Genomic DNA, 26,559 nt, shown 5'->3' on the forward strand with positions numbered 1-26,559 from the left:
GTCACCGAACCAGGCTTCAATGGCGCCGCTAAAAAAGAAACTTCTTGACGTAAAAAAAGTCTTAGAAAGACTCAATTCATCGGGATAGCGATTGTGTTGTGTTTACGCTCACGGCTATAGTATCGGCTTAACTTAGTTATCGACCTTGGGACAAGATAGCCCAGGCTATGGAGATATGGATGAAATCACTGTTTAAAGTCACGCTGTTGGCTACCACCATGGCGCTAGCCCTCAATGCTGCCCAGGTAATGGCCGCGGATAGCACCGCAGCGGCTGATGCCCCCGCCGCGGCTGGCACCACAGCGACCGCTCCGGCAACTGCTCCGGCCAACGCCACCTCGGACAAATTCAAAAGCAGCGAGGAACAGGCTGCTTACGCGTTAGGCGCCTCATTGGGTCGGTACATGGACAACTCCCTGAAGGAACAGGAAAAGTTAGGCATCAAGCTGGATAAAGATCAGCTGATCGCCGGTGTTCAGGACGCTTTTGGCAACAAGAGCAAGCTGACTGACGAAGAAATCGAGGCTACTCTCCAGAGCTTCGAGGCGCGCGTGAAAGAAGCCGCCCAGGCCAAAATGGAGCAGGAAGCCAAGGACAACGCCGAAAAAGGCGATAAATTCCGCGCCGACTACGCCAAGCAAAAAGGCGTGAAGAAAACGGCCAGCGGTGTTCTGTACAAAGTTGAAAAACCGGGTACCGGCAAAGCGCCGACCAATAGCGATACCGTGGTGGTCAACTACAAGGGTACGCTGGCCGACGGTACGGAATTCGACAACTCCTACAAACGCGGCGAACCTCTGTCATTCCGTCTTGACGGCGTCATCCCCGGCTGGACCGAAGGCCTGAAAGAGATCCACAAAGGCGGCAAGATCGAGTTGGTGATTCCGCCGGAACAGGCGTATGGCAAAACCGGCGTCCCGGGAATCCCAGCCAACTCCACCCTGATTTTCGACGTGGAACTGCTGGATATTAAACCGGCGGCTAAGGCTGCCGAAGGCGAAAAGCCGGCGGCTGAAGCACCGGCCGGCGCGGCTGAAACCACTAAATAACCACACTGCCGGCGCGTAAAACGCGTTGCCAGTGATGAAGGGCGGTGGCTGTCTCAACAGCCACCGCCCTTTTTTATTAACGCCTTCCCGCCGGAAAACCGGGCATGCCAGCCAAAAAAAGCGCGTTATAGCGCTTTTGGCGGCCAATAAGTTGTAAAAATCTGTCCAAACACAAGGACAGCGTTTTAAATCATTTGCTAGACTAGCGACCGGTAAATACAACTGACAGCCGAGTTTGTCCAGGGATGCGGGCAGGCTCGCTTTAACGGGTGGTGTCTGCATATGTCTACTTCTCTTCCGACCCCAGAATTCAACGAACTGGATGTTTTGGACGAACGGCCATTCAGCCCGGTTGATCATGAAATACTGGCATCCTACGAAGCCGTGGTGGATGGACTGGCGATGCTTATCGGCGAACACTGCGAAATCGTGCTGCATTCCCTGGAAGATTTGAAAAGCTCCGCCGTGCGCATCGCCAACGGCGAACACACCGGACGCAAAATCGGCTCGCCCATTTCCGACCTGGCCCTGCGCATGCTGCATGACATGGCGGGCGAGGACAGCAGCGTGTCGAAAGCCTACTTTACCCGGGCCAAAAGCGGCGTGCTGATGAAATCCGTCACCATCGCCATTCGCAACCGCGAACAACGGGTCATCGGCCTGCTGTGCATCAATATGAATCTTGACGTGCCCTTTTCCCAAATCATGCAAACCTTTGTCCCGCCGGAAGCCCAGGAAAACGCCACCTCGGTCAATTTCGCGTCTTCGGTGGACGACCTGGTGGCGCAAACCCTTGAGTTCACCATCGAGGAAGTCAATGCCGATCGCGGCGTGTCCAACAACGCCAAGAACCGCCAGATTGTGCTTAACCTGTATGAAAAGGGCATTTTCGATATCAAGGACGCCATCAACCAGGTGGCGGATCGGCTGAATATTTCCAAACATACGGTCTATTTGTATATCCGCCAGTTTAAAAGCGGTGATTTCCTGGGATTGGATCGGTGAGCCTGCGTTACTGCCTGATGGTCGGCGGGCCGGCCTACGGCACGCAGCAGTCCAGCAGCGCCCTGCAGTTTGCACGGGCCTTGCTGGCCGCAGGCCACCGGATCAACAGCATTTTTTTTTATCAGGACGGCGTCTATAACGCCAATCGCCATACGTCCCCGGCCGGCGACGAGGTGGATATCGTGCGCGCCTGGCAGCAGCTTGGCCTGGAGCATCAGGTGCCGTTGGATGTATGTGTCTCCGCGGCGTTGCGCCGGGGCGTGACGGACGGGGCGCAGGATGCGCCGCCGGCACCGGAGCAGGGCAACCTGCAGCCGGGTTTTACCCTGAGCGGCCTGGGCACGCTGGCGCAGGCCGTGCTTGAGTGCGATCGGTTTATCCAGTTTTAAGGTGCCCTGATGAAACGCCTTGCCTTTGTTTTTACCCATGGCCCCCACGGCGACGCGTCTGGACGGGAAGGACTGGATGCGCTGCTGGCCGCATCGGCGCTAACCGATGAGATCGGCGTGTTTTTTATTGGCGATGGCGTCCTGTTGCTATTGCCGCAGCAGCGGCCGGCGGAAATCCTGGCGCGCAATTTCATCCCCACCTTCGGCGTATTGCCGATTTACGATATCACGCGTTTTTACCTCTGCGCGGAGTCCCTGGCGGAGCGCGGGCTGGCCGGCGCCACGGGCTGGGTGCTCGACGCCGAGGTGTTGCCCGCCGCGCGCTGGCGCGAGCGCTTGTCCGCTTTTGATACTGTCTTGACCTTCTGAGCCGGGAAAACGCCATGCTTTATACCCTTAGCCGCTCCCCTTACGCCCGCGACCTGCCGGCGCTGCTGCTTACCGCCCGCAGGGGCGACGATCTGCTGCTGATACAGGACGGCGTGATAGCCGGGCTGGCGGGAACCGCCGCGCTGGAGCGGCTTATCGCCTCGCCGCTCGGGTTGTATGCCCTTGACGCCGACGTTGCCGCCCGCGGCCTGCTTGCTCATTTTTCGGACAAAATCACCCTGATAAGCTATACTGGGTTTGTCGCGCTGACGGTAAAACAATCGCAACAAATGGCATGGTAAGCAGGGCGCTACCCTCTGAATTGCGCCTTGCGGCAAGGCGGTCAAGGGAACGCATTGCGATCAGCGTACAGCGATAAGGGAGGGGGATAAACGAACGCAGCCGATGCATCCGCAGCGCGAAAGATAGCGGGTATATTGTATATTTCTTGACACCCTCACCCGTCGGCCATAAAATTCTGCGTCCTCGTTCTTTGCCTTGCGGCTTAACGAGGCGATTTATTACGTGTTTACGAAGCAAAAACCAGGAGTTTTATCGAATGGCAACAATTAACCAGCTGGTACGCAAGCCACGCACCATGAAGGTTGCTAAAAGCAACGTTCCGGCGCTGGAAGCATGCCCGCAAAAACGTGGCGTATGTACCCGCGTATATACCACCACCCCGAAAAAACCGAACTCCGCGCTGCGTAAAGTATGCCGTGTTCGTCTGACTAACGGTTTTGAAGTCACTTCCTATATCGGCGGTGAAGGCCATAACCTGCAGGAACACTCCGTGATCCTGATCCGTGGCGGTCGTGTAAAAGACCTTCCCGGTGTGCGTTACCACACCGTTCGCGGTGCGCTCGACTGCTCAGGCGTTAAAGACCGTAAGCAGGGCCGCTCCAAATACGGCGTGAAGAAGCCCAAGTCTTAATGGTTCTCCGTTAAGTAAGGCCAAACATTTTATTATTAATGTCAAAGAACTCATTGAGTTTTGGACAATCCTGAATTAACAACGGAGTTATCCCATGCCACGTCGTCGCGTCATTGGTCAACGTAAAATCCTGCCGGATCCTAAGTTCGGATCCGAGCTGTTGGCAAAATTTGTCAATATCCTGATGGTAGATGGTAAAAAATCTACTGCCGAAGCAATTGTCTATACCGCGCTGGAGACCCTGGCTCAGCGTTCCGGTAAAGGACATCTGGAAGCTTTCGAAGTAGCTCTGGACAACGTGCGCCCGACTGTCGAAGTCAAGTCCCGTCGCGTTGGTGGTTCTACTTATCAGGTGCCAGTAGAAGTTCGTCCGGTCCGTCGTAATGCCCTGGCAATGCGTTGGATCGTTGAAGCTGCTCGTAAACGCGGTGATAAATCTATGGCCCTGCGCCTGGCGAACGAACTTTCCGATGCAGCAGAAAATAAAGGCACTGCTGTTAAGAAACGTGAAGACGTTCACCGTATGGCAGATGCCAACAAGGCGTTCGCCCACTACCGCTGGTAATTATGCCGCTGTAGTCATGCTAACCAGGTGGGCGTGCGGACAGCTCGCCCTTCCTGGGTTAGCTCGAATAGAACGCCCCAGTAATCGAGGATACAAATGGCTCGTATAACACCAATTGTGCGTTATCGTAATATCGGTATCAGTGCGCACATCGACGCCGGTAAAACCACCACCACTGAACGTATTCTGTTCTATACCGGTGTAAACCATAAAATCGGTGAAGTCCACGATGGCGCTGCCACCATGGACTGGATGGAACAGGAACAAGAGCGCGGAATTACCATTACGTCCGCGGCGACCACCTGTTTCTGGTCCGGTATGGCTAAACAGTTTGATGCCCATCGCATCAACATCATCGACACCCCGGGACACGTTGACTTCACCATCGAAGTAGAACGTTCCATGCGTGTGCTTGATGGCGCGGTCATGGTTTACTGTGCGGTAGGCGGTGTGCAACCTCAGTCCGAAACCGTGTGGCGCCAGGCCAACAAATATAAAGTTCCGCGTATCGCGTTCGTGAATAAAATGGACCGTATGGGTGCGAACTACCTGCGCGTTGTTGAACAGCTGAAAACCCGTCTGGCCGCTAATCCGGTTCCGATCCAGCTGGCCATCGGCGCCGAAGAAAAATTCACCGGCGTTGTCGATCTGGTGAAGATGAAAGCCATCAACTGGAGTGAGGCCGATCAGGGCATCAGCTTCGAATACGAAGAGATCCCGGCTGAACTGCAGGAACTGGCGCAGAAGTGGCATCAACATATGGTTGAATCCGCGGCTGAAGCCAATGACGAGCTGATGGATAAATACCTCGGCGGCGAAGAACTGACCGAAGCAGAAATCAAGATGGGTCTGCGTCAACGCGTGCTGAACAACGAAATCATCCTGGTTACCTGCGGTTCTGCGTTTAAGAACAAAGGCGTACAGGCGATGCTGGATGCGGTAATCGAATACCTGCCGGCACCGACCGACGTTCAGGCCATCAACGGCGTGCTGGAAGACGGCGAGACCCATGCCGAACGCCATTCAAGCGATGACGAACCCTTTTCGGCGCTGGCGTTTAAAATCGCCACCGACCCGTTCGTGGGCAACCTGACCTTCTTCCGCGTTTATTCCGGTGTGGTTAACTCCGGCGATACCGTGCTGAACTCCGTTAAAGACAAACGTGAGCGTTTTGGCCGTATCGTGCAGATGCATGCCAACAAACGTGAAGAAATCAAGGAAGTCCGCGCCGGCGATATCGCCGCTGCGATTGGCTTGAAAGATGTGACCACCGGCGATACGCTGTGCGATCAGAGCAAGCCGATCATCCTGGAACGCATGGAGTTCCCGGAACCGGTTATCTCTGTGGCTGTAGAACCGAAAACCAAGGCCGACCAGGAAAAAATGGGTCTAGCCCTGGGCCGTCTGGCGCAGGAAGATCCGTCTTTCCGCGTCTGGACCGATGAAGAGTCCGGTCAGACCATCATCGCAGGTATGGGCGAGCTGCATCTCGAAATACTCGTCGATCGTATGCGTCGCGAGTTCAACGTTGAAGCTAACGTCGGTAAACCGCAGGTAGCGTACCGCGAAACCATCCGCAATACTGTTGAGCAAGAAGGCAAGTTTGTTCGTCAGTCCGGTGGTCGCGGTCAGTTCGGTCACATCTGGTTGCGTATCGAACCGATGGAACCAGGTGGTAAAGGCTACGAATTCCTTAATGAAATCGTCGGCGGCGTGGTTCCAAAAGAATACGTGCCCGCGGTGGATAAAGGCGTCCAGGAACAGCTGAAAAACGGCGTTCTGGCCGGATATCCGATTGTGGACGTCCGTGTTGCGGCCTTCGATGGTTCATACCACGAAGTCGACTCCTCGGAAATGGCGTTTAAAATTGCCGGTTCCATGGCGTTTAAAGAAGGCTTCATGAAAGCGAAACCAGTTCTGCTGGAACCTATCATGAAAGTTGAAGTTGAAACGCCTGAAGACTACATGGGTGACGTTATCGGTGACTTGAACCGTCGTCGCGGCATGATCGACGGCATGGAAGATACTGCGACCGGCAAGACCGTTCGTGCGCAGGTCCCCTTGTCTGAAATGTTTGGATATGCTACAGATCTGCGTTCACAGACTCAGGGCCGTGCTTCTTACTCCATGGAGTTCCTGAAGTACAATGAAGCACCGAACAATGTTGCTCAGGCCATTATCGAAGCCCGTAAAGCCGGTAAATAAGCTTTAGGGTCTACAATTAATATCCCGTGCTCTCTCCAATGGGGGAGAGCATAAGAGTAAGGAATATAGCCGTGTCTAAAGAAAAGTTCCAACGTACAAAACCGCACGTTAACGTCGGCACCATCGGTCACGTCGACCATGGTAAAACCACCCTGACCGCCGCCATCACCACCGTGCTGGCCAAAGCTTACGGCGGCAGCGCCCGTGCCTTCGATCAGATCGACAACGCACCGGAAGAAAAAGCCCGTGGTATCACCATCAACACGTCCCACGTTGAATACGATACCCCGGCCCGCCACTACGCGCACGTAGACTGCCCGGGACACGCCGACTATGTGAAAAACATGATCACCGGCGCCGCCCAGATGGATGGCGCAATCCTGGTGGTTGCCGCAACCGACGGCCCGATGCCGCAGACCCGCGAACACATCCTGCTGGCTCGCCAGGTAGGCGTTCCTTACATCATCGTCTTCATGAACAAATGCGACATGGTCGATGACGAAGAACTGCTGGAACTGGTTGAAATGGAAGTGCGCGAACTGCTGTCCCAGTACGACTTCCCAGGCGACGACACCCCGGTAATCCGTGGTTCCGCGCTGAAAGCACTGGAAGGCGACGAAGCCTGGACCTCTAAAATCATCGAACTGGCCGAAGCCCTGGATACCTACATTCCGGAACCGGTACGTGCGATTGACAAGCCGTTCCTGCTGCCTATCGAAGACGTATTCTCCATCTCCGGCCGCGGCACCGTGGTAACCGGTCGTGTGGAACGCGGCATCGTTAAAGTGGGCGAAGAAGTTGAAATCGTCGGCATCAAAGCCACCATCAAGACCACTTGTACCGGCGTTGAAATGTTCCGTAAACTGCTGGACGAAGGCCGTGCCGGTGAAAACGTCGGCGTCCTGCTGCGCGGCACCAAGCGTGACGACGTGGAACGCGGCCAGGTACTGGCTAAACCGGGTTCAATCCACCCGCATACCCAGTTCGAATCCGAAGTCTACATCCTGTCCAAGGATGAAGGCGGCCGTCATACGCCGTTCTTCAAAGGCTACCGTCCTCAGTTCTACTTCCGTACCACTGACGTGACCGGTACCATCGAACTGCCGGAAGGCGTGGAAATGGTTATGCCTGGCGACAACATCAAAATGGTTGTTAACCTGATTGCCCCGATCGCCATGGACGACGGCCTGCGTTTCGCTATTCGCGAAGGCGGCCGTACCGTTGGCGCCGGCGTGGTTGCCAAGGTTATCGCGTAAGACATTTCCGTTTTATGCAAAAAAGGGCGCCTTGGCGCCCTTTTTTTATTTGCTGCAAAAAGAAGCGGTTATTTACCGGCGACGGATATTTACAAAACAAAAATAGTTCTGCTATTGAAATGACACTCGTTCTCATTTAAATTATGCCTAATTTGATTTTAATGAGTATGAAAAATGTACGTTTGTTTGTGTAATGCGGTAAGCGATACTGCCATACGCAAGGCGGTAAGAAACTACCAACCGAAGACGTTTCAAGAACTTAAAAGTGTCGTGCCGGTGGCGAATAAATGCGGTAAATGCGCATGCAAGGCCCGGTTGGTTATGGAAGACGAATTACAGCAGTTAGTGCCGTTTGAAAAAATTGCATAATTAGTAGGGTTATTACCTTGATTTACTCTGACGCGGTTATATTCTGTACATTACCGCAACGGAGGAGTGAATTATGAAAGGCGATGACCAAATTATCACCCATCTCAATACCCTGCTTGGCAACGAGCTGGTAGCCATCAATCAGTACTTCCTGCACGCCCGTATGTTTAAGAACTGGGGGCTGATGCGTCTGAACGACATTGAATACCACGAATCCATCGATGAAATGAAGCACGCCGATCGTTATATCGAGCGTATTCTTTTCCTGGAGGGACTGCCTAACCTGCAGGATCTGGGCACGCTTAACATCGGGCAAAATGTCGAGGAAATGCTGCGTTCGGATTTGAACCTGGAACTGCAGGGCGCGCAGGATCTGCGCGAAGGCATCTCTTATGCCGACAGCGTCCGGGATTATGTCACCCGCGATCTGCTGATCGAGATATTGGCGGACGAAGAGCACCATATCGATTTCCTGGAAACCGAACTGGATTTAATCAAACTGGTCGGCCTGCAGAACTATCTCCAGTCCCAGTTAAAAGATGCGGCGCAATAGGCGTCAGGCTGTTCCCCGCTAAATAATGATAAAGCAACGCCTGCGCATGATGCGACGGTTATGACCGATACGCATCGGCTCCTGGCTGCCGCGTTTCCGGCGTAACCTGGCCGCATTGTCATGTGCGGCCGGGCAGTGGCGCTAAGGGCCGATGTATATCCACCAGCCTGCCAGCGCCAGGCAGGGACCAAAGGGAATGTCTTTATCCGCCGTCCGGCGCCGCAGCCACCACGCTATCCCGGTCAGCGCCGCGCTCGCGCATAACAGCGGCAACGCTTGCCATCCCAGCCAGGCCCCCAGCCCGCTCAGCAGCTTGATATCGCCGCCGCCCAGCCCCGCGTAGCCTCTCACCCGGTAAAACACCCCGTTCAGCAGCCACAGGCCGCCGCCGCCGCACAGCGCGCCCAGCAGGCCGGCATAGAGCGATTGCGGCTCGCCAAGGGGGCTTAGCAGTCCGCACAGCAGGAAGGGCAGGGTAAGCCGGTCGGGCAGCAGCAGGGTATGATAGTCAATCCAGCTCAGCGTTAATAAAAACCAGCTGAACACCAGGCCGCTCACCAGGCGTTCCGCCGGCAGGGCGGCGAACGCCGCCAGGAACGCCAGCGCGCAGCTTGCCTCGCAGCGCCGTTTCCACATCTGGCGGGACAGCATTGTCCACGCGGCGCGGCGGGCCCCAGGCGCCGCGGAAGCCCGCTGGCCGGAGATCGCCGTAAGCCGGCCATACGCCAACCGTCCCCCGCCGGCGCAACCGCCGCCCGGCAGTGGCCCGCGCCGCGCCGCCGTGGCGCCTGGCAGCGCGCGGGCCCATCCGAGAATGCGCCGGGCGAGATGGCCCATGATGACGCCATACAAGAGCAGGCAGAAAACCGACAATACCGTTATCACGCGCGCCTTCCTTCCCTTATCCCGGCATCCCAGCTGGCATAAGCCTGCCTGAAATCGGCGCCGCCGCCCATTCTGCCCCTGCGGAAATGGAATGAGCGCCGGTTTCCGGCGTTTTTTACCGTATCGTCGCTTGCTTCATGAGCAAATTAACGTATAATGCGCGGGCTTGTCTCATAGACATAAGAAACAAGCCGACTCAATGAGTCCGCGCTGGCCGCGAAGGCGGTAAGCCAGCACACAACATCCCCGATATGGGGATAATACTGAATGATTACACTCCCCCATCAATCGAAATGGGTGCGAGGAGTAATTTTCTACGTTTATAAATAATTGGAGCTCTGGTCTCATGCAGAACCAAAGAATCCGTATCCGTTTGAAAGCGTTTGATCATCGTTTGATCGATCAATCAACCGCGGAAATAGTCGAGACTGCCAAACGTACCGGTGCTCAGGTACGGGGTCCGATCCCGCTGCCGACCCGCAAAGAGCGCTTTACCGTTCTGATTTCTCCGCACGTCAATAAAGATGCGCGCGATCAGTATGAGATTCGCACTCATAAGCGTCTGGTTGACATCGTTGAGCCAACCGAAAAAACCGTTGATGCTCTGATGCGTCTGGATCTGGCTGCTGGTGTTGATGTGCAGATCAGCCTGGGTTAATCAGGTCACCAAACGATTGAGAGGTTGAAACAATGAAGGGTTTAGTCGGTCGTAAAGTGGGCATGACTCGCATCTTCACTGAAGATGGCGTTTCCATCCCAGTAACCGTTATTGAAATCGAAGCCAACCGCGTAACTCAGGTTAAAGACCTGGACAACGACGGTTACCGCGCTATTCAGGTCACCACCGGCACCAAAAAAGCCAATCGTGTGACTAAGCCTGAAGCCGGTCACTTCGCTAAGGCAGGCGTTGAAGCCGGCCGTGGCCTGTGGGAATTCCGCGTCGAAGACGTTGCAGAAATCACTGCGGGTCAAAGCATCAGCGTCGAACTGTTCGCCGATGTGAAAAAAGTTGACGTTACCGGTACGTCCAAAGGTAAAGGATTTGCAGGCACTGTAAAGCGCTGGAACTTCCGTACCCAGGATGCTACCCATGGTAACTCCTTGTCCCACCGTGGTCATGGTTCAATCGGTCAGAACCAGACTCCGGGTAAGGTATTCAAGGGCAAGAAAATGGCAGGCCAGATGGGTAACGAGCGTGTAACCGTTCTAAGCCTGGACGTAGTACGTGTTGACGTTGAGCGCAACCTGCTGCTGGTCAAAGGCGCTGTCCCGGGAGCAACCGGCGGCGACCTGATCGTTAAACCGGCTGTCAAGGCGTAACGTCGAGGAGATAGGAATGGAATTGGTATTGAAAGACGCGCAAAGCGCGCTGACTGTTTCCGAAACTACCTTCGGGCGTGACTTCAACGAAGCGCTGGTACACCAGGTTGTTGTTGCTTATGCAGCAGGTGCCCGTCAAGGTACTCGCGCTCAGAAGACCCGTGCTGAAGTTACTGGTTCCGGTAAGAAACCATGGCGTCAGAAGGGTACCGGTCGCGCGCGTTCAGGTACGGTGAAGAGCCCAATCTGGCGTTCAGGTGGCGTAACATTTGCCGCCAAGCCGCAGGATCACAGCCAGAAGGTAAATAAGAAGATGTACCGTGGGGCGCTGAAAAGCATCCTGTCCGAGCTGGTACGTCAAGAACGTCTGATCGTCGTTGAGTCTTTTTCTGTCGAAGCGCCTAAAACCAAGCTGCTGGTACAGAAATTGAAAGACATGTCGCTTGCAGATGTGCTGATCATTACGAGCGAACTGGATGAAAACCTGTTTCTGGCCGCGCGCAATCTCTACAAAGTAGACGTTCGCGATGTCGCAGGTATTGACCCGGTTAGCCTGATCGCCTTCGACAAAGTCGTCATGACGGCTGACGCTGTGAAGCAAGTTGAGGAGATGCTGGCATGATTCGTGAAGAACGTTTGCTGAAAGTTTTGCGCGCGCCGCACGTTTCTGAAAAAGCGTCTGCAGCGATGGAAAAGCATAACACCATCGTACTCAAAGTAGCTAAAGACGCGACCAAAGCAGAAATTAAAGCCGCTGTGCATAAACTGTTTGAAGTCGAAGTCAATGACGTTCGCACCCTGATCGTTAAAGGGAAAACGAAGCGTCATGGACAGCGTATCGGTCGTCGTAGCGACTGGAAAAAAGCTTACGTCACCCTGAAGGAAGGCCAGAACATGGACTTCATCGGCGGCGCAGAGTAAGTCGGAGGAGAAGAACAATGGCAATTGTTAAATGTAAACCGACATCTCCGGGTCGTCGCCACGTAGTTAAAGTGGTCAACCCTGAGCTGCACAAGGGCAAGCCTTATGGCCCGTTGCTGGAAAAACTCACTAAATCCGGTGGACGTAACAACAATGGCCGTATCACTACGCGCCATATCGGTGGTGGTCATAAACAACAATACCGTGTTGTCGATTTTAAACGCGACAAAGACGGTATCCCGGCAATCGTAGAGCGCCTGGAATATGATCCGAACCGTTCTGCCAACATCGCTTTAGTGCTGTACAAAGACGGCGAACGTCGTTACGTACTGGCGCCGAAAGGCCTGAAAGCAGGTGACCAGATTCAGTCTGGCGTCGACGCCGCCATCAAGGCCGGCAACACCCTGCCGATGCGCAATATTCCGGTTGGTTCCACCGTGCATAACGTGGAAATGAAACCGGGTAAAGGCGGTCAGCTGGCGCGTTCCGCCGGTGCTTACGTTCAGATTGTTGCCCGTGACGGCGCTTATGTCACTCTGCGTCTTCGCTCCGGCGAAATGCGTAAAGTGCAGTCTGAATGCCGCGCAACCATGGGTGAAGTCGGTAACGCCGAACACATGCTGCGTGTACTGGGCAAAGCCGGTGCAAGCCGCTGGCGTGGTATTCGTCCGACCGTCCGCGGTACGGCGATGAACCCGGTGGATCACCCGCATGGTGGTGGTGAAGGTCGTAACTTTGGTAAGCACCCGGTCAGTCCGTGGGGCCTGCAGACCAAAGGTAAGAAGACCCGTAGTAATAAGCGTACCGATAAGTTCATCGTACGTCGCCGTAGTAAAAAATAATTAGAGGATAAACCATGCCACGTTCTCTCAAGAAAGGTCCATTCATAGACCTGCACTTGCTGAAGAAGGTAGAGAAAGCGGTGGAAAGCGGTGACAAGAAGCCTATACGCACTTGGTCCCGTCGTTCAACGATCTTTCCAACAATGATCGGTTTGACCATCGCTGTCCATAATGGTCGTCAGCACGTACCGGTATTTGTTTCCGACGAAATGGTCGGTCACAAACTGGGTGAATTCGCGCCGACGCGTACTTATCGCGGCCATGCGGCCGACCGTAAGGCTAAAAAACGCTAAGGTAGGAGGAAGAGATGGAAACTATCGCTCAACATCGCCACGCTCGTTCTTCTGCTCAAAAGGTACGCCTGGTGGCTGACCTTATCCGCGGTAAGAAAGTGTCGCAAGCTCTGGAAGTTTTGACCTATACCAACAAGAAAGCTGCTGGTCTGGTTAAAAAAGTACTGGAGTCTGCCATTGCTAACGCTGAACACAACGATGGCGCAGATATCGATGATCTGAAAGTCGCGAAAATATTCGTCGACGCCGGCCCAAGCATGAAGCGCATTATGCCTCGTGCAAAAGGTCGGGCGGATCGCATCTTGAAGCGCACCAGCCACATCACTGTGGTTGTGTCCGATCGCTGAGACTCTGGAGACTAGCAATGGGTCAGAAAGTACATCCTAATGGTATTCGCCTGGGTATTGTCAAACCTTGGAACTCTACCTGGTACGCGAATACCAAAGAATTCGCTGACAACCTGGACAGCGACTTTAAAGTTCGTCAATTCCTGATCAAGGAACTGGCGAAGGCTTCCGTTTCTCGCATCGTTATCGAGCGTCCGGCCAAGAGCATCCGTGTGACTATTCACACCGCTCGTCCGGGCATCGTTATCGGCAAGAAAGGTGAAGACGTTGAAAAACTGCGTAAGGTCGTTGCGGATATCGCCGGCGTGCCTGCGCAGATCAATATTGCCGAAATCCGTAAACCGGAACTGGACGCGAAGCTGGTCGCTGACAGCATCTCTTCACAGCTGGAACGTCGTGTTATGTTCCGTCGTGCTATGAAGCGTGCTGTACAGAACGCCATGCGTCTGGGCGCTAAGGGTATTAAAGTTGAAGTCAGTGGTCGTCTTGGCGGCGCTGAAATCGCACGTACCGAATGGTACCGCGAAGGTCGCGTTCCGCTGCATACGCTGCGTGCGGATATCGACTACAACACCTCCGAAGCGCGCACCACTTATGGTGTCATCGGCGTAAAAGTGTGGATCTTCAAAGGTGAGATTCTGGGTGGTATGGCTGCCGTTGAACAACCGGAAAAACCGGCTGCTCAACCTAAAAAGCAGCAGCGCAAAGGCCGCAAGTAAGGAGAGTCGCTGATGTTACAACCAAAGCGTACAAAATTCCGTAAAATGCATAAGGGCCGCAACCGCGGTCTGGCTGCGGGCACGGATATTAGCTTCGGTACTTTCGGTCTGAAAGCTGTTGGCCGTGGTCGTCTGACTGCTCGTCAAATCGAAGCTGCGCGTCGTGCAATGACGCGTGCAGTTAAGCGTCAAGGTAAGATCTGGATCCGTGTATTCCCGGACAAACCGATCACCGAGAAGCCGCTTGAAGTGCGTATGGGTAAAGGTAAGGGCAACGTGGAATATTGGGTTGCCTTGATTCAACCGGGCAAAGTCCTGTATGAAATGGACGGCGTTCCGGAAGAAGTTGCCCGCGAAGCCTTCAAGCTGGCAGCAGCGAAACTGCCGATTAAAACCACCTTTGTAACTAAGACGGTGATGTAATGAAAGCAAAAGAGCTGCGTGAAAAAAGCGTTGAAGAGCTGAACACCGAGCTGTTGAACCTGTTGCGCGAGCAGTTTAACCTGCGCATGCAGGCGGCCAGTGGCCAGCTGCAACAGACACACCTGTTGTTGCAAGTGCGTCGCAATGTTGCACGCGTTAAAACGTTATTGACTGAGAAGGCGGGTGCGCAATGAGTGACAATATCCGTACTCTGCAAGGTCGCGTGATCAGCGACAAAATGGAGAAATCCATTGTCGTTGCCATCGAACGTTTTGTGAAACACCCGATTTACGGCAAATTCATCAAGCGTACGACCAAGCTGCACGTACACGACGAGAGCAATGAAAGTGGTATCGGTGACGTCGTGGAAATCCGCGAATGCCGTCCGATCTCCAAGACTAAGTCCTGGACACTTGTTCGCGTTGTAGAGAAAGCGATTCTGTAATACAGTAAGCGCGCTCCAAACAAGATAAACGGCTCAAAGCACGAGCCGTTTATTTTTTCTACCCATATCCTGAGTGCGGTGTTATAATGCTGCGCCCTGTATTATGGGGTTTTTCTTAACGACCTAATATGGGTCCTAAAGTTGTAGTTGACATTAGCGGAGCACTAACATGATCCAAGAACAGACTATGCTGAACGTGGCCGACAACTCCGGCGCGCGTCGCGTAATGTGTATCAAGGTTCTAGGTGGCTCGCACCGTCGCTACGCAGGCGTCGGCGATATCATCAAGATCACCATCAAGGAAGCAATTCCGCGTGGCAAGGTCAAAAAAGGTGATGTCCTGAAGGCGGTAGTGGTGCGCACCAAGAAGGGTGTCCGTCGCCCTGACGGTTCTGTCGTTCGCTTCGATGGTAATGCTTGTGTTTTGTTGAATAACAATAGTGAGCAACCCATCGGTACGCGTATTTTTGGGCCGGTGACTCGTGAACTGCGTACCGAAAAGTTCATGAAAATCATTTCTCTGGCACCAGAAGTACTTTAAGGAGCGAATCATGGCAGCGAAAATCCGTCGTGATGACGAAGTTATCGTGCTAACCGGCAAAGATAAAGGTAAGCGCGGTAAAGTAAAGAATGTCCTGTCTACGGGCAAGGCCATTGTTGAAGGTATCAATCTGGTTAAGAAACACCAAAAACCAGTTCCGGCTACGAACCAGCCGGGCGGCATCGTTGAACAGGAAGCGGCAATTCAGCTTTCCAACCTTGCTATCTTCAACGGTGCCTCCAACAAGGCGGACCGTGTAGGCTTTAAGATTGAAGACGGAAAAAAAGTCCGTATCTTCAAATCTAACGGCGAAACAATCAAGTAACTTGGAGTAGTACGATGGCGAAACTGCATGATTACTACAAAGACGAACTAGTCGAAAAGTTAATGAAAGAATTCGGCTATCATTCTGTCATGCAAGTCCCTCGGGTCGAGAAGATCACCCTGAACATGGGTGTTGGTGAAGCGATTGCTGATAAAAAACTGCTGGATAATGCTGCGAACGATTTAGCGGCAATTTCCGGTCAAAAACCGCTTATCACCAAGGCACGCAGATCCGTTGCGGGCTTCAAAATCCGTCAGGGCTATCCGATCGGCTGTAAAGTAACCCTGCGTGGTGAACGCATGTGGGAGTTCTTTGAGCGACTGATATCCATTGCTGTACCGCGTATTCGTGACTTCCGTGGCTTGTCCACCAAGTCGTTCGATGGTCGTGGTAACTACAGCATGGGCGTACGTGAGCAGATCATCTTCCCGGAAATCGATTATGACAAAGTCGATCGCGTTCGTGGCTTGGATATTACCATCACCACTACTGCGAAATCCGATGATGAAGGTCGTGCACTGTTGGCCGCCTTTAACTTCCCATTCCGCAAGTAAGGCAGGGTACTAATGGCTAAACAATCCATGAAAGCACGCGAAGTCAAACGCGTGAAATTAGCTGAGAAATTCTTCGCAAAGCGCGCTGAACTTAAAACCATCATCTCAAGCGTAGGTTCTTCTGATGAAGAACGTTGGGATGCGGTTCTCAAGCTGCAGACTCTGCCGCGTGATTCCAGCCCGTCTCGTCAGCGTAACCGCTGCCGCCAAACTGGTCGTCCGCATGCTTTCCTGCGGAAATTCGGGTTGAGCCGTATCAAAGTCCGTGAAACTGCCATGCGCGGTGAAATCCCGGGTCTGAGAAAGGCTAGCTGGTAATTGTCACCAATTGAATCACGGGAGTAAAGACAGATGAGCATGCAAGATCCGATCGCGGATATGCTGACCCGTATCCGTAACGGTCAAACCGCGAACAAAACAGCGGTCTCCATGCCTTCCTCCAAGCTTAAAGTGGCCATCGCCAATTTGCTGAAAGAAGAAGGCTTTATTGAAGAATTCAAAATCGAAGGCGACACCAAGCCTACGCTGGAAATCGTACTGAAGTACTTCCAGGGTAAGCCGGTTGTGGAAACCATCCAGCGTATCAGCCGTCCTGGTCTGCGTATCTATAAGAAAAAAGATGCGTTGCCGAAAGTTATGGCCGGTTTAGGTATTGCTGTTGTTTCTACCTCTAAAGGTGTCATGACTGATCGTGCGGCTCGCCAGGCTGGTCTTGGTGGCGAGATTATCTGCTACGTAGCTTAATCGGGAGGAAAACATGTCTCGTGTTGCAAAAGCACATGTCGTAGTTCCTGCCGGCGTAGAGATAAAACTCAACGGTCAGGAAATTTCGATCAAAGGTAAAAACGGCGAGCTGAGTCGTACTATCCACGACGCTGTTCATGTTAACTATGCGGACAACAACCTGACGTTTGTGCCTCGTGAAGGCGAAGCGAATGGCTGGGCCCTGGCGGGTACGACCCGTGCACTGTTGCATGCAATGATTGTCGGTGTTACTGAAGGCTTCACCAAGAAGCTGCAGCTGGTAGGCGTAGGTTATCGTGCCGCGGTAAAAGGCAATGTGGTGAATTTGGCCCTTGGCTATTCACACCCCATCGACCATGTTTTACCGGCAGGCATCACCGCTGAATGCCCGACCCAGACTGAAATCGTGCTGAAAGGCGCTGATAAGCAGGCTGTTGGGCAGATTGCGGCTGATTTGCGAGCCTATCGTCGTCCTGAGCCTTACAAAGGCAAGGGTGTCCGTTACGCCGACGAAGTCGTGCGTACCAAAGAGGCTAAGAAAAAGTAAGGTAACACTATGGATAAGAAAGCAGCTCGTATCCGTCGTGCGACCCGCGCACGCCGCAAGCTCCAAGAACTGGGCGCAACCCGCCTGGTTATACATCGTACCCCGCGCCATATTTATGCGCAGGTCATTGCCCCGAATGGTTCTGAAGTTCTGGTAGCCGCTTCTACAGTAGAAAAAGCTATCGCGGAGCAATTAAAGGGTACCGGTAATAAAGATGCCGCGACTGCTGTAGGTAAAACTATTGCAGAACGCGCTCTGGAAAAAGGCATCAAGATTGTCGCTTTTGACCGTTCCGGATTCCAATATCATGGTCGAGTCCAGGCACTGGCAGATGCTGCCCGTGAAGCTGGCCTTCAGTTCTAAGGTAGAGGTGTAAGATGGCACACACTGAGAAACAAGCTGGCGAACTGCAGGAAAAGCTTATCGCGGTAAATCGCGTTTCCAAGACCGTTAAAGGTGGCCGTATTTTTAGTTTTACCGCACTGACTGTTGTTGGTGATGGTAACGGCCGCGTAGGTTTTGGCTACGGCAAAGCACGCGAAGTTCCGGCAGCGATCCAGAAGGCGATGGAAAAAGCCCGTCGCAATATGATGAATGTCGCGCTGAACAGCGGCACCCTGCAGCATCCTGTTAAAGGTGCTCATACGGGTTCCCGTGTGTTCATGATGCCGGCTTCCCAAGGTACCGGTATTATCGCCGGTGGTGCAATGCGCGCCGTCCTGGAAGTCGCAGGGGTCCACAACGTATTAGCAAAGACCTATGGTTCCACCAACCCGATTAACGTGGTTCGTGCAACTATCGATGCCCTTGCTAACATGAAGTCCCCCGAAATGGTCGCTGCCAAGCGTGGTAAATCCGTTGAAGAAATTCTGGGGTAATTGACCATGGCACAGATGATTAAAATAACTCAGACGCGCAGTTCCATCGGTCGTCTGCCGAGACACAAGGCAACTTTGGTTGGCTTGGGCCTGCGTCGCATTGGTCACACCGTAGAGCGCGAGGATACTCCTGCTGTACGCGGTATGGTCAATTTGGTTTCCTACATGGTCAAAGTTGAGGAGTAAGAGATGCGCTTAAATACTCTGTCTCCGGCTGAGGGCTCCAAGCACGCTCCTCGGCGTGTAGGTCGCGGTATCGGTTCCGGTCTCGGTAAAACCGCAGGTCGTGGTCACAAAGGTCAGAAGTCTCGTTCTGGCGGTGGCGTACGTCGTGGGTTTGAAGGTGGCCAGATGCCTTTATACCGTCGTCTGCCCAAATTCGGCTTCACCTCGCGCAAGGCTATGGTCACGGCGGAAGTTCGCCTGTCCGAGCTGGCGCAGGTGGAAGGCGAGGTTATCGATCTCAACACGCTTAAAGCCGCTAACATTGTTGGCACCCAGATTGAATTCGCGAAAGTCATGCTTTCCGGCGAAATCAATCGCGCAGTAACCCTGCGCGGTCTGCGTGTCACCAAAGGCGCTCGTGCTGCAATCGAAGCTGCTGGCGGTACAATTGAGGAATAAGTAGCAGATGGCCAAACAACCAGGATTAGACTTTCAAAGTGCTAAAGGCGGATTAGGCGAGCTGAAACGCAGACTTTTGTTTGTTGTTGGTGCCTTGATTGTCTTCCGTATCGGCTCTTTTATTCCGATTCCTGGTATCGATGCCACTGTGCTTGCGAAATTGCTCGAACAGCAGAGAGGCACCATCATTGAAATGTTCAACATGTTCTCTGGTGGTGCGCTCAGCCGTGCTTCGATCTTCGCCTTGGGGATCATGCCGTATATTTCGGCATCGATCATTATCCAGCTGCTGACGGTTGTTCACCCGGCGCTGGCGGAGATCAAGAAAGAGGGTGAGGCTGGCCGTCGCAAGATTAGCCAGTACACCCGCTACGGCACGTTGGTATTAGGTATATTCCAGTCGATCGGTATTGCTACCGGTTTGCCGAATATGCCGGGGATGCAGGGCCTGGTGTATAATCCGGGCTTTGCGTTTTACTTTACCGCGGTGGTGAGCCTGGTCACGGGGACAATGTTCCTGATGTGGTTAGGTGAACAGATTACTGAACGAGGTATCGGCAACGGTATTTCAATCATTATCTTCGCGGGTATCGTAGCGGGCTTACCGCCGGCTATCGCCCATACCATTGAGCAAGCTCGTCAAGGCGACCTGCACTTCCTCCTGTTGCTATTGGTTGTAGTACTCGTATTTGCAGTGACGTTTTTTGTTGTTTTCGTCGAGCGTGGCCAACGGCGTATTGTCGTTAACTATGCCAAGCGTCAGCAAGGGCGTCGTGTTTATGCGGCACAGAGCACACATTTGCCGTTGAAGGTGAACATGGCCGGCGTTATACCGGCAATTTTCGCCTCCAGCATCATTCTGTTTCCGGCCACGATTGCATCATGGTTCGGCGGCGGTACCGGTTGGGGATGGCTGACAGCGATTTCACTGTATTTACAGCCTGGACAACCGCTTTATGTGTTACTCTATGCGTCTGCAATCATATTCTTCTGTTTCTTTTACACGGCATTGGTGTTTAACCCGCGCGAAACAGCAGATAACCTGAAGAAGTCCGGTGCATTTGTACCAGGCATTCGTCCGGGAGAGCAAACGGCTAAATATATTGATAAAGTAATGACCCGTCTGACCCTGGTCGGTGCGATGTACATTACGTTTATCTGCCTTATCCCGGAGTTCATGCGTGACGCAATGAAAGTTCCCTTCTATTTTGGGGGCACATCTTTATTGATTGTCGTTGTGGTGATCATGGACTTTATGGCTCAAGTGCAGACTCTGATGATGTCTAGTCAATATGAGTCCGCATTGAAGAAAGCAAACCTGAAAGGCTATAACCGCTAATCCGGCCAGCTTGAGAAGTTACGGAGAGTAAAAATGAAAGTTCGTGCTTCCGTCAAGAAGTTATGTCGTAACTGCAAAATCGTTCGTCGCCATGGCGTCGTTCGCGTAATTTGCAGCGAGCCTAAGCATAAACAACGCCAAGGCTGATAAATTCGGCATTTTTTTCTTGCAAAGTTGGGTTGAGCTGGCTAGATTAGCCAGCCAATCTTTTGTAGGTCAACGCAACATTGTTTGAGTATCCTGAAAACGGGCTTTTCAGAATGGTGTTGCCGTTTAAATTTTTAGGAGTGCATAGTGGCCCGTATAGCAGGCATTAACATTCCTGATCAAAAACATACCGTGATCGCGTTAACTTCAATCTACGGTATCGGTAAGACCCGTTCACAAAAAATTTGTGAAACCGCGGGTATTGCTGAACATGTTAAGATCAGTGAGCTGTCTGAAGAGCAGATCGACACGCTGCGTGACGCAGTTGCTAAATTTGTGGTCGAAGGTGATCTGCGCCGTGAAGTAACCCTGAGTATCAAGCGTCTTATGGACCTTGGTACCTATCGTGGTTTGCGTCATCGTCGTGGTCTTCCGGTTCGCGGTCAGCGTACCAAGACCAATGCCCGTACCCGTAAGGGTCCGCGCAAACCGATCAAGAAATAATCGGGGTGAGTAAATAATGGCTAAGGCACCTGTTCGTGCACGTAAGCGTGTTAAAAAGCAAGTTTCAGATGGCGTGGCTCATATCCATGCGTCTTTCAACAATACCATCGTTACTATTACCGATCGTCAGGGTAATGCGTTGGGTTGGGCGACGGCCGGTGGTTCCGGTTTCCGTGGTTCTCGTAAATCCACTCCTTTCGCCGCGCAGGTTGCAGCAGAACGTTGCGCTGAAGCAGTGAAAGAGTATGGCATCAAGAATCTGGAAGTTATGGTTAAAGGACCTGGTCCGGGCCGTGAGTCTACCGTTCGCGCGTTAAACGCGGCTGGTTTTCGCATCACTAATATTACTGATGTGACTCCGATCCCCCATAACGGTTGTCGTCCGCCGAAAAAGCGCCGCGTATAACGCCGCTTCTAGGTTAGTTGGAGAAAGAAAATGGCAAGATATTTGGGTCCTAAGCTCAAGCTGAGCCGTCGTGAGGGCACCGACCTATTCCTGAAGTCTGGTGTTCGTGCGATCGATTCCAAGTGTAAAATTGAACAGCCTCCTGGACAGCATGGCGCGCGTAAACCGCGTCTGTCTGACTACGGGGTGCAGTTGCGTGAAAAGCAAAAAGTCCGTCGTATCTACGGCGTTCTGGAACGTCAGTTCCGCAACTACTACAAAGAAGCAGCGCGTCTTAAAGGCAATACCGGTGAAAACCTGTTGCAGTTGCTTGAAGGTCGTCTGGACAACGTTGTTTACCGTATGGGTTTTGGCGCTACTCGCGCTGAATCACGCCAATTGGTCAGCCACAAGGCGATCATGGTAAACGGCCGTGTTGTCAACATCGCTTCTTACCAGGTTACTCCGAATGACGTTGTAAGCATCCGTGAGAAAGCGAAAAAGCAATCCCGTGTTCGTGCCTCATTGGAACTGGCTGAACAGCGTGAAAAGCCGACCTGGCTTGAAGTTGACGCTGCTAAGATGGAAGGGGTGTTCAAACGTATTCCAGAACGTACCGATCTGTCTGCGGACATTAATGAACACCTGATAGTCGAGCTTTACTCTAAGTAAGGCTTAGTACCAAAGAGAGGACACAATGCAGGGTTCTGTGACAGAGTTTCTAAAACCGCGCCTGGTAGATATCGAGCAAGTCAGTTCGACGCACGCCAAGGTGACCCTTGAACCTTTAGAGCGTGGCTTCGGCCATACCCTAGGTAACGCACTGCGCCGTATTCTGCTTTCGTCGATGCCGGGTTGCGCGGTGACCGAGGTTGAGATTGATGGTGTACTGCACGAGTACAGCACCAAAGAAGGTGTACAGGAAGACATCCTGGAGATTCTGCTCAACCTGAAAGGGCTGGCGGTGAGAGTTCAAGGTAAAGATGACGTTATCCTTACTCTGAATAAATCTGGCATTGGCCCTGTAACCGCAGCCGACATCACCCATGATGGGGATGTCGAAATCGTCAAGCCGCAGCATGTGCTGTGTCACCTGACCGATGAAAACGCATCGATTAATATGCGTATCAAAGTTCAGCGTGGTCGTGGTTACGTGCCGGCTTCTGCCCGAATTCATTCGGAAGAAGATGAGCGCCCAATTGGTCGTTTGCTGGTCGACGCATGCTATAGCCCTGTAGAGCGTATCGCCTACAATGTTGAAGCTGCACGCGTTGAACAGCGTACCGACCTGGACAAGCTGGTCATCGAAATGGAAACCAATGGCACGATCGATCCTGAAGAGGCGATCCGCCGCGCGGCAACCATCCTGGCTGAACAACTTGAAGCTTTTGTTGATTTACGTGATGTACGTCAACCAGAAGTTAAAGAAGAAAAACCAGAATTCGACCCGATCCTGCTGCGCCCAGTTGACGATCTGGAATTGACTGTCCGCTCTGCTAACTGCCTTAAGGCAGAAGCCATCCACTACATCGGTGATCTGGTACAGCGTACCGAGGTTGAGCTCCTTAAAACGCCCAACCTTGGTAAAAAATCTCTTACCGAGATTAAAGACGTGTTGGCTTCCCGTGGGTTATCTCTGGGCATGCGCCTCGAGAACTGGCCTCCGGCAAGTATTGCTGATGAATAACCCGATCACAGGGTAAGGTTTTACTGAGAAGGATAAGGTCATGCGCCATCGTAAGAGTGGTCGTCAACTGAACCGTAACAGCAGCCATCGCCAGGCTATGTTCCGTAACATGGCCGGCTCTCTGGTTCGTCACGAGATAATCAAGACGACCCTGCCAAAAGCGAAAGAGCTGCGCCGTGTTGTTGAACCGCTGATTACACTTGCCAAGACCGACAGTGTTGCAAATCGTCGTCTGGCATTCGCCCGTACTCGTGATAACGAGATCGTGGCAAAACTGTTTAACGAACTTGGCCCGCGTTTCGCGAGCCGTGCCGGTGGTTACACTCGCATTTTGAAGTGTGGTTTCCGTGCAGGTGACAATGCGCCGATGGCTTATATAGAGCTGTTAGATCGTGCTGCAGAATCCCAAGTTCCAGCGGAAGCGGTCGCAGAGTAATCTGCCCCGTGTACGCGTCCAAAACCCGGCTCCGGCCGGGTTTTTTATTGCCGGTACAAAGTGCCGGCCGCCGCTGCGATGCCGGGCGTTTGTGGCGGTGCGCCGCCGGCGCTTATCATCCGCACGGCAATGCGTTATGCTCATCAATGACCTGTCTGTAGAAGGAGCGGTTGTTATGTGGTTAGTGGATGAATTGGCGGAGCGGCATATCCAGCAGGCCCAGCAAAAGGGCGAGTTTGATAACCTGCCGGGATACGGCCAGCCCCTTACGCTTGACGACGACAGCGCCGTGCCCGAAGATTTGCGGGTAGGCTACCGGCTGCTGAAAAATGCCGGTTATCTGCCGGCGGAGCTACAGGATCGCAAGGATGCGCTGCGTTTAAGCGATCTGCTGCGGGGCATAGACGCGCAGGATGCCCGGCATGAGGAAATCAGCGCGCGGCTGCGACTGCTGGAAATCAAGCTGCGGCTGGCGGGAGTCAGCACCGATTTTTTGCATCAAGGCTATCATGACCAGCTGCGGCGGCGCTTTGGCGCTGCGGCCAAAGGCTAAACCAGCCGGCAACATATTTTATTTTTCCGCTCTCGCGTTTGGTACGGTTTGCTATAATATCGCCCACAGCTTACCGGCTGGGTTTATACCGGGGGTTGGCTCTTTGCTGGTAGTACTGCCGGCAAACAAATCATTTAGCGAGGATATGATGACTGAGAAATACCGCCATACCAAAGGCACTATTAACGACAATGCCATCGCGGCACTTTTGCACGATCCGCTGTTTCGCCAGCGCCGTGAGAAAAATGTGAAGGGTAAGGGCAGCTATTGTCGTAAAGGCAAAAACGCTAAGGCCCAAAACTGGGAGGCCAGTGGTAACGTCATCAAGCGTAACGTTACCACTGGCTTTCTGGTTTGCGGCGCATTCCTTATTGAACGTTGCCAGCACCGGAAGTCTGTCTAGCCTGACCCGCTATAACTCACCGCTTTGTTTTGCGCGCTTTAAACAGCACTGACTGGAATCACGTCCTAAAGCGTCGGCGGCTGCTGCGGTGGCAGCGAGGAGGTGGAGACCGACTGGTTCTGTTGCTTGAGCAGATCGCGGATTTCAGTCAACAGCGTTTCTTCAGCGCTCGGTTTCGGCGGCGCCGCCGGGGCTTCTTCATGCTTGCGATGCAGCCTGTTAATCAGCTTGATAACACAAAACACCGCCAGGGCGACGATCAGGAAATCGAAGACATTCTGCAGGAAAATACCGTATTGCAATACCACGGCCGGCGTATCGCCCTGCGCGGGTTTCAGCACCCACCCGAACGAGCGGAAATCCACCCCGCCAATCAATAAACCCAGCGGCGGCATTATGACGTTGGCCACCAGGGACGTGACGATTTTACCGAAGGCGGCACCAATTATTACCCCGACTGCCAGGTCCACAACATTGCCGCGCATGGCGAATTTTCTGAATTCCTGCAGGAAACTCATAGGCTTGCTCCTTCTTGGTTAATGACAAATTAAGTCTAACAAAGGATGCTGTTTTTACCAGAATCTTTAACAATTTGTGGCAATTGGGCGTGCCGGTGCGCCGGCATTTTATAAAAAGAACGGGCTGGGCTGGAATAAACGCTCGACGTCGGTAATGAATTTTTTATCGGTCAGGAACATAATTACATGGTCGCCCTGCTGGATACGGCAGTTTTTATTAGCGATGATGACATCGTCGCCCCGGACGATGGCGCCGATAATAGTGCCGGGCGGCAGTTTGATGGCATCAATGGTGCGTCCCACCACTTTTGACGTGCTTTCATCACCATGGGCGATAGCCTCGATGGCCTCGGCGACGCCGCGGCGCAAGGAGGACACGCTGACGATATCCGCCTTGCGCACATGGCCCAGCAATGCCGATATGGTGGCCTGCTGCGGCGAAATAGCGATATCAATCACGCTGCCCTGCACCAGATCCACATAGGCGCGGCGTTGAATCAACACCAGGACCTTTTTAGCGCCCATGCGTTTGGCCAGCATCGCCGACATAATATTGGCTTCGTCATCGTTGGTAATGGCGATGAAGACATCGATTTGCTCGATATGCTCTTCGGCCAGCAGTTCCTGATCGGAGGCGTCGCCAAAAAATACAATGGTGTCATGCAGCAGCTCCGCCAGCTCCGCCGCCCGCTGCTGGTCGCGTTCGATAAGCTTGACGCTGTAATCTTTTTCCAGTCGCTGCGCCAGCCCCGCGCCGATATTGCCGCCGCCGACAATCATGATGCGTTTATAGGGTTTTTCCAGGCGCTGCAGCTCGCTCATTACCGCCCGGATATGGGGCGATGCGGCGACAAAAAACACTTCGTCGCCGGCCTCGATCACCGTCGATCCCTGCGGGCGGATAGGGCGATCCTGGCGGAACACGGCGGCCACGCGGGTATTGATATGCGGCATATGTTCGCGTAGGGAGGACAGGGCATTGCCCACCAGCGGCCCGCCGTAATAGGCTTTTACCGCGGCGATGCTGACTTTCCCCTGGGCAAAATTCACCACCTGCAGCGCCCCGGGGTATTCGATCAGTTTATAAATATTGTCGATCACCAATTGTTCGGGGGAAATAAGATGATCGATGGGCACCGCCTCGGGCGAAAACAGCTTGGCGGCTTCGCGGATATAATCGGCCGAACGGATGCGTGCAATACGATTGGGCGTTTTAAATAGCGTATAGGCAATCTGGCAGGCGATCATATTGGTTTCATCGGAATTGGTCACCGCCACCAGCATGTCGGCATCCTCCGCGCCGGCTTCACGCAATACCCGTGGATGCGAGGCATGGCCCTGGATGGCGCGAAGATCGAATTTATCCTGTAATTGGCGGAGCTGGGCCGGGTTGGTATCGACGATGGTGATATCGTTGTTTTCGCCCACCAGGTTTTCAGCCAGGGTGCCGCCCACCTGTCCCGCCCCAAGGATTATTATTTTCAT

At 53.2% G+C, this 26,559-nt stretch carries 44 protein-coding genes; 41 read left to right on the plus strand and 3 right to left on the minus strand.

Annotation, left to right across the window (positions count from 1 at the left end):
• Window positions 1-179: 179 nt before the first annotated feature.
• The 11 genes from fkpA (at window position 180) to bfr (ending at window position 8,694) form a co-directional block, all read left to right on the plus strand.
• Window positions 180-1,049 (plus strand): FKBP-type peptidyl-prolyl cis-trans isomerase, encoded by an 870-nt coding sequence (gene fkpA, locus ABUK12_RS18825; RefSeq protein ID WP_410013267.1) that lies wholly within the window; start codon window positions 180-182, stop codon window positions 1,047-1,049.
• 282 nt (window positions 1,050-1,331) lie between these two features.
• Window positions 1,332-2,054: a transcriptional regulator gene (locus ABUK12_RS18830; protein ID WP_410013268.1), complete on the plus strand. Its 723-nt coding sequence runs from the start codon at window positions 1,332-1,334 to the stop codon at window positions 2,052-2,054.
• A 2-nt stretch (window positions 2,055-2,056) separates the two neighbouring features.
• The gene (gene tusD, locus ABUK12_RS18835) at window positions 2,057-2,443 is read left to right on the plus strand and encodes a sulfurtransferase complex subunit TusD (protein WP_410016713.1); all 387 of its coding nucleotides are present in this window, start codon (window positions 2,057-2,059) and stop codon (window positions 2,441-2,443) included.
• A 9-nt stretch (window positions 2,444-2,452) separates the two neighbouring features.
• Window positions 2,453-2,812: a sulfurtransferase complex subunit TusC gene (tusC, locus tag ABUK12_RS18840; RefSeq protein ID WP_410013269.1), complete on the plus strand. Its 360-nt coding sequence runs from the start codon at window positions 2,453-2,455 to the stop codon at window positions 2,810-2,812.
• A 14-nt stretch (window positions 2,813-2,826) separates the two neighbouring features.
• Entirely contained in the window at window positions 2,827-3,114 is a 288-nt protein-coding gene (gene tusB, locus ABUK12_RS18845; protein ID WP_410013270.1) for a sulfurtransferase complex subunit TusB, read from the plus strand.
• Window positions 3,115-3,371: 257 nt separating this feature from the next.
• Complete coding sequence (rpsL, locus tag ABUK12_RS18850) at window positions 3,372-3,746, plus strand: 30S ribosomal protein S12 (protein WP_162367223.1); 375 nt, start codon at window positions 3,372-3,374, stop codon at window positions 3,744-3,746.
• Window positions 3,747-3,840: 94 nt separating this feature from the next.
• Window positions 3,841-4,311 (plus strand): 30S ribosomal protein S7, encoded by a 471-nt coding sequence (gene rpsG, locus ABUK12_RS18855; RefSeq protein WP_011412093.1) that lies wholly within the window; start codon window positions 3,841-3,843, stop codon window positions 4,309-4,311.
• Between the two features lie 96 nt (window positions 4,312-4,407).
• Window positions 4,408-6,516, plus strand: coding sequence for an elongation factor G (gene fusA, locus ABUK12_RS18860; RefSeq protein WP_410013271.1), 2,109 nt, complete (start codon window positions 4,408-4,410; stop codon window positions 6,514-6,516).
• Window positions 6,517-6,587: 71 nt separating this feature from the next.
• Window positions 6,588-7,772, plus strand: a complete 1,185-nt coding sequence (gene tuf / locus ABUK12_RS18865) for an elongation factor Tu (RefSeq protein ID WP_410013272.1) — start codon at window positions 6,588-6,590, stop codon at window positions 7,770-7,772.
• A gap of 174 nt (window positions 7,773-7,946) precedes the next feature.
• Window positions 7,947-8,141, plus strand: coding sequence for a bacterioferritin-associated ferredoxin (bfd, locus tag ABUK12_RS18870; protein ID WP_410013273.1), 195 nt, complete (start codon window positions 7,947-7,949; stop codon window positions 8,139-8,141).
• 73 nt (window positions 8,142-8,214) lie between these two features.
• Window positions 8,215-8,694, plus strand: a complete 480-nt coding sequence (gene bfr / locus ABUK12_RS18875) for a bacterioferritin (RefSeq protein ID WP_410013274.1) — start codon at window positions 8,215-8,217, stop codon at window positions 8,692-8,694.
• Window positions 8,695-8,835: 141 nt separating this feature from the next.
• Here bfr and ABUK12_RS18880 read toward each other — a convergent pair whose 3' ends face one another.
• On the minus strand, window positions 8,836-9,579 hold the full coding sequence (locus tag ABUK12_RS18880; protein WP_410013275.1) for a prepilin peptidase: 744 nt from the start codon (window positions 9,577-9,579) through the stop codon (window positions 8,836-8,838).
• Window positions 9,580-9,925: 346 nt separating this feature from the next.
• Here ABUK12_RS18880 and rpsJ point away from each other — a divergent pair, with 346 nt between their 5' ends.
• The 30 genes from rpsJ to ABUK12_RS19030 all read left to right on the plus strand — a co-directional run bounded on the left by rpsJ (window position 9,926) and on the right by ABUK12_RS19030 (window position 24,556).
• Window positions 9,926-10,237, plus strand: coding sequence for a 30S ribosomal protein S10 (rpsJ, locus tag ABUK12_RS18885; RefSeq protein ID WP_001181005.1), 312 nt, complete (start codon window positions 9,926-9,928; stop codon window positions 10,235-10,237).
• 32 nt (window positions 10,238-10,269) lie between these two features.
• Entirely contained in the window at window positions 10,270-10,899 is a 630-nt protein-coding gene (gene rplC, locus ABUK12_RS18890) for a 50S ribosomal protein L3 (protein ID WP_410013276.1), read from the plus strand.
• A gap of 16 nt (window positions 10,900-10,915) precedes the next feature.
• Entirely contained in the window at window positions 10,916-11,521 is a 606-nt protein-coding gene (gene rplD, locus ABUK12_RS18895) for a 50S ribosomal protein L4 (protein ID WP_410013277.1), read from the plus strand.
• Window positions 11,518-11,820, plus strand: coding sequence for a 50S ribosomal protein L23 (rplW, locus tag ABUK12_RS18900; RefSeq protein WP_162368692.1), 303 nt, complete (start codon window positions 11,518-11,520; stop codon window positions 11,818-11,820). The genes rplD and rplW overlap by 4 nt, the downstream gene beginning before the upstream one ends.
• Window positions 11,821-11,837: 17 nt before the next feature.
• Entirely contained in the window at window positions 11,838-12,662 is an 825-nt protein-coding gene (rplB, locus tag ABUK12_RS18905) for a 50S ribosomal protein L2 (RefSeq protein ID WP_410013278.1), read from the plus strand.
• Window positions 12,663-12,676: 14 nt separating this feature from the next.
• Window positions 12,677-12,955 (plus strand): 30S ribosomal protein S19, encoded by a 279-nt coding sequence (rpsS, locus tag ABUK12_RS18910; RefSeq protein WP_132923660.1) that lies wholly within the window; start codon window positions 12,677-12,679, stop codon window positions 12,953-12,955.
• Between the two features lie 14 nt (window positions 12,956-12,969).
• Window positions 12,970-13,302, plus strand: a complete 333-nt coding sequence (gene rplV / locus ABUK12_RS18915; protein WP_011412083.1) for a 50S ribosomal protein L22 — start codon at window positions 12,970-12,972, stop codon at window positions 13,300-13,302.
• A gap of 17 nt (window positions 13,303-13,319) precedes the next feature.
• On the plus strand, window positions 13,320-14,021 hold the full coding sequence (gene rpsC / locus ABUK12_RS18920; RefSeq protein WP_162368689.1) for a 30S ribosomal protein S3: 702 nt from the start codon (window positions 13,320-13,322) through the stop codon (window positions 14,019-14,021).
• 12 nt (window positions 14,022-14,033) lie between these two features.
• Entirely contained in the window at window positions 14,034-14,444 is a 411-nt protein-coding gene (gene rplP, locus ABUK12_RS18925) for a 50S ribosomal protein L16 (protein ID WP_162368688.1), read from the plus strand.
• Window positions 14,444-14,638, plus strand: a complete 195-nt coding sequence (gene rpmC, locus ABUK12_RS18930) for a 50S ribosomal protein L29 (RefSeq protein WP_410013279.1) — start codon at window positions 14,444-14,446, stop codon at window positions 14,636-14,638. The genes rplP and rpmC overlap by 1 nt, the downstream gene beginning before the upstream one ends.
• The gene (gene rpsQ / locus ABUK12_RS18935; protein ID WP_410013280.1) at window positions 14,635-14,889 is read left to right on the plus strand and encodes a 30S ribosomal protein S17; all 255 of its coding nucleotides are present in this window, start codon (window positions 14,635-14,637) and stop codon (window positions 14,887-14,889) included. The genes rpmC and rpsQ overlap by 4 nt, the downstream gene beginning before the upstream one ends.
• A 169-nt stretch (window positions 14,890-15,058) precedes the next feature.
• A complete protein-coding gene (gene rplN / locus ABUK12_RS18940; RefSeq protein WP_132923655.1) occupies window positions 15,059-15,430 on the plus strand; it encodes a 50S ribosomal protein L14 in 372 nt (123 codons plus the stop codon).
• Window positions 15,431-15,440: 10 nt separating this feature from the next.
• Window positions 15,441-15,755, plus strand: coding sequence for a 50S ribosomal protein L24 (gene rplX, locus ABUK12_RS18945; RefSeq protein WP_162368685.1), 315 nt, complete (start codon window positions 15,441-15,443; stop codon window positions 15,753-15,755).
• A gap of 14 nt (window positions 15,756-15,769) precedes the next feature.
• Complete coding sequence (gene rplE / locus ABUK12_RS18950) at window positions 15,770-16,309, plus strand: 50S ribosomal protein L5 (protein WP_162368684.1); 540 nt, start codon at window positions 15,770-15,772, stop codon at window positions 16,307-16,309.
• 12 nt (window positions 16,310-16,321) lie between these two features.
• A complete protein-coding gene (rpsN, locus tag ABUK12_RS18955; protein ID WP_410013281.1) occupies window positions 16,322-16,627 on the plus strand; it encodes a 30S ribosomal protein S14 in 306 nt (101 codons plus the stop codon).
• Window positions 16,628-16,660: 33 nt separating this feature from the next.
• The gene (gene rpsH / locus ABUK12_RS18960) at window positions 16,661-17,053 is read left to right on the plus strand and encodes a 30S ribosomal protein S8 (protein WP_410013282.1); all 393 of its coding nucleotides are present in this window, start codon (window positions 16,661-16,663) and stop codon (window positions 17,051-17,053) included.
• 13 nt (window positions 17,054-17,066) lie between these two features.
• Window positions 17,067-17,600, plus strand: coding sequence for a 50S ribosomal protein L6 (gene rplF, locus ABUK12_RS18965; RefSeq protein WP_410013283.1), 534 nt, complete (start codon window positions 17,067-17,069; stop codon window positions 17,598-17,600).
• 9 nt (window positions 17,601-17,609) lie between these two features.
• Entirely contained in the window at window positions 17,610-17,963 is a 354-nt protein-coding gene (gene rplR / locus ABUK12_RS18970; protein ID WP_162368680.1) for a 50S ribosomal protein L18, read from the plus strand.
• Window positions 17,964-17,977: 14 nt separating this feature from the next.
• The gene (gene rpsE / locus ABUK12_RS18975; RefSeq protein ID WP_162368679.1) at window positions 17,978-18,478 is read left to right on the plus strand and encodes a 30S ribosomal protein S5; all 501 of its coding nucleotides are present in this window, start codon (window positions 17,978-17,980) and stop codon (window positions 18,476-18,478) included.
• A gap of 6 nt (window positions 18,479-18,484) precedes the next feature.
• Window positions 18,485-18,664 (plus strand): 50S ribosomal protein L30, encoded by a 180-nt coding sequence (gene rpmD / locus ABUK12_RS18980; protein ID WP_162368678.1) that lies wholly within the window; start codon window positions 18,485-18,487, stop codon window positions 18,662-18,664.
• A gap of 3 nt (window positions 18,665-18,667) precedes the next feature.
• Complete coding sequence (gene rplO / locus ABUK12_RS18985; protein ID WP_162368677.1) at window positions 18,668-19,102, plus strand: 50S ribosomal protein L15; 435 nt, start codon at window positions 18,668-18,670, stop codon at window positions 19,100-19,102.
• Between the two features lie 7 nt (window positions 19,103-19,109).
• Complete coding sequence (gene secY / locus ABUK12_RS18990) at window positions 19,110-20,441, plus strand: preprotein translocase subunit SecY (RefSeq protein ID WP_162368676.1); 1,332 nt, start codon at window positions 19,110-19,112, stop codon at window positions 20,439-20,441.
• Window positions 20,442-20,474: 33 nt separating this feature from the next.
• Window positions 20,475-20,588 carry a 50S ribosomal protein L36 gene (rpmJ, locus tag ABUK12_RS18995; RefSeq protein ID WP_132923644.1) on the plus strand — a complete coding sequence of 38 codons (114 nt, stop codon included), beginning with the start codon at window positions 20,475-20,477 and terminating at the stop codon, window positions 20,586-20,588.
• Between the two features lie 147 nt (window positions 20,589-20,735).
• Window positions 20,736-21,092, plus strand: a complete 357-nt coding sequence (gene rpsM / locus ABUK12_RS19000; protein WP_162368675.1) for a 30S ribosomal protein S13 — start codon at window positions 20,736-20,738, stop codon at window positions 21,090-21,092.
• Between the two features lie 16 nt (window positions 21,093-21,108).
• Window positions 21,109-21,498: a 30S ribosomal protein S11 gene (gene rpsK, locus ABUK12_RS19005; protein ID WP_131867908.1), complete on the plus strand. Its 390-nt coding sequence runs from the start codon at window positions 21,109-21,111 to the stop codon at window positions 21,496-21,498.
• A 30-nt stretch (window positions 21,499-21,528) separates the two neighbouring features.
• Window positions 21,529-22,149 carry a 30S ribosomal protein S4 gene (gene rpsD / locus ABUK12_RS19010; RefSeq protein ID WP_011412065.1) on the plus strand — a complete coding sequence of 207 codons (621 nt, stop codon included), beginning with the start codon at window positions 21,529-21,531 and terminating at the stop codon, window positions 22,147-22,149.
• A gap of 25 nt (window positions 22,150-22,174) precedes the next feature.
• The gene (locus ABUK12_RS19015) at window positions 22,175-23,164 is read left to right on the plus strand and encodes a DNA-directed RNA polymerase subunit alpha (protein ID WP_162368674.1); all 990 of its coding nucleotides are present in this window, start codon (window positions 22,175-22,177) and stop codon (window positions 23,162-23,164) included.
• Window positions 23,165-23,204: 40 nt separating this feature from the next.
• The gene (rplQ, locus tag ABUK12_RS19020) at window positions 23,205-23,600 is read left to right on the plus strand and encodes a 50S ribosomal protein L17 (protein ID WP_162368673.1); all 396 of its coding nucleotides are present in this window, start codon (window positions 23,205-23,207) and stop codon (window positions 23,598-23,600) included.
• A gap of 175 nt (window positions 23,601-23,775) precedes the next feature.
• Window positions 23,776-24,153, plus strand: coding sequence for a DUF1992 domain-containing protein (locus ABUK12_RS19025; protein ID WP_410013284.1), 378 nt, complete (start codon window positions 23,776-23,778; stop codon window positions 24,151-24,153).
• 148 nt (window positions 24,154-24,301) lie between these two features.
• Window positions 24,302-24,556 (plus strand): alternative ribosome-rescue factor A, encoded by a 255-nt coding sequence (locus ABUK12_RS19030; RefSeq protein WP_410016714.1) that lies wholly within the window; start codon window positions 24,302-24,304, stop codon window positions 24,554-24,556.
• A gap of 65 nt (window positions 24,557-24,621) precedes the next feature.
• Here ABUK12_RS19030 and mscL read toward each other — a convergent pair whose 3' ends face one another.
• Both mscL and trkA read right to left on the minus strand, forming a co-directional pair.
• Window positions 24,622-25,074 carry a large-conductance mechanosensitive channel protein MscL gene (gene mscL, locus ABUK12_RS19035; protein WP_410013285.1) on the minus strand — a complete coding sequence of 151 codons (453 nt, stop codon included), beginning with the start codon at window positions 25,072-25,074 and terminating at the stop codon, window positions 24,622-24,624.
• Window positions 25,075-25,182: 108 nt separating this feature from the next.
• Window positions 25,183-26,559, minus strand: a complete 1,377-nt coding sequence (trkA, locus tag ABUK12_RS19040; RefSeq protein WP_410013286.1) for a Trk system potassium transporter TrkA — start codon at window positions 26,557-26,559, stop codon at window positions 25,183-25,185.

This window comes from Sodalis sp. C49, assembly GCF_046352915.1.
Taxonomy (GTDB): domain Bacteria; phylum Pseudomonadota; class Gammaproteobacteria; order Enterobacterales; family Enterobacteriaceae; genus Acerihabitans.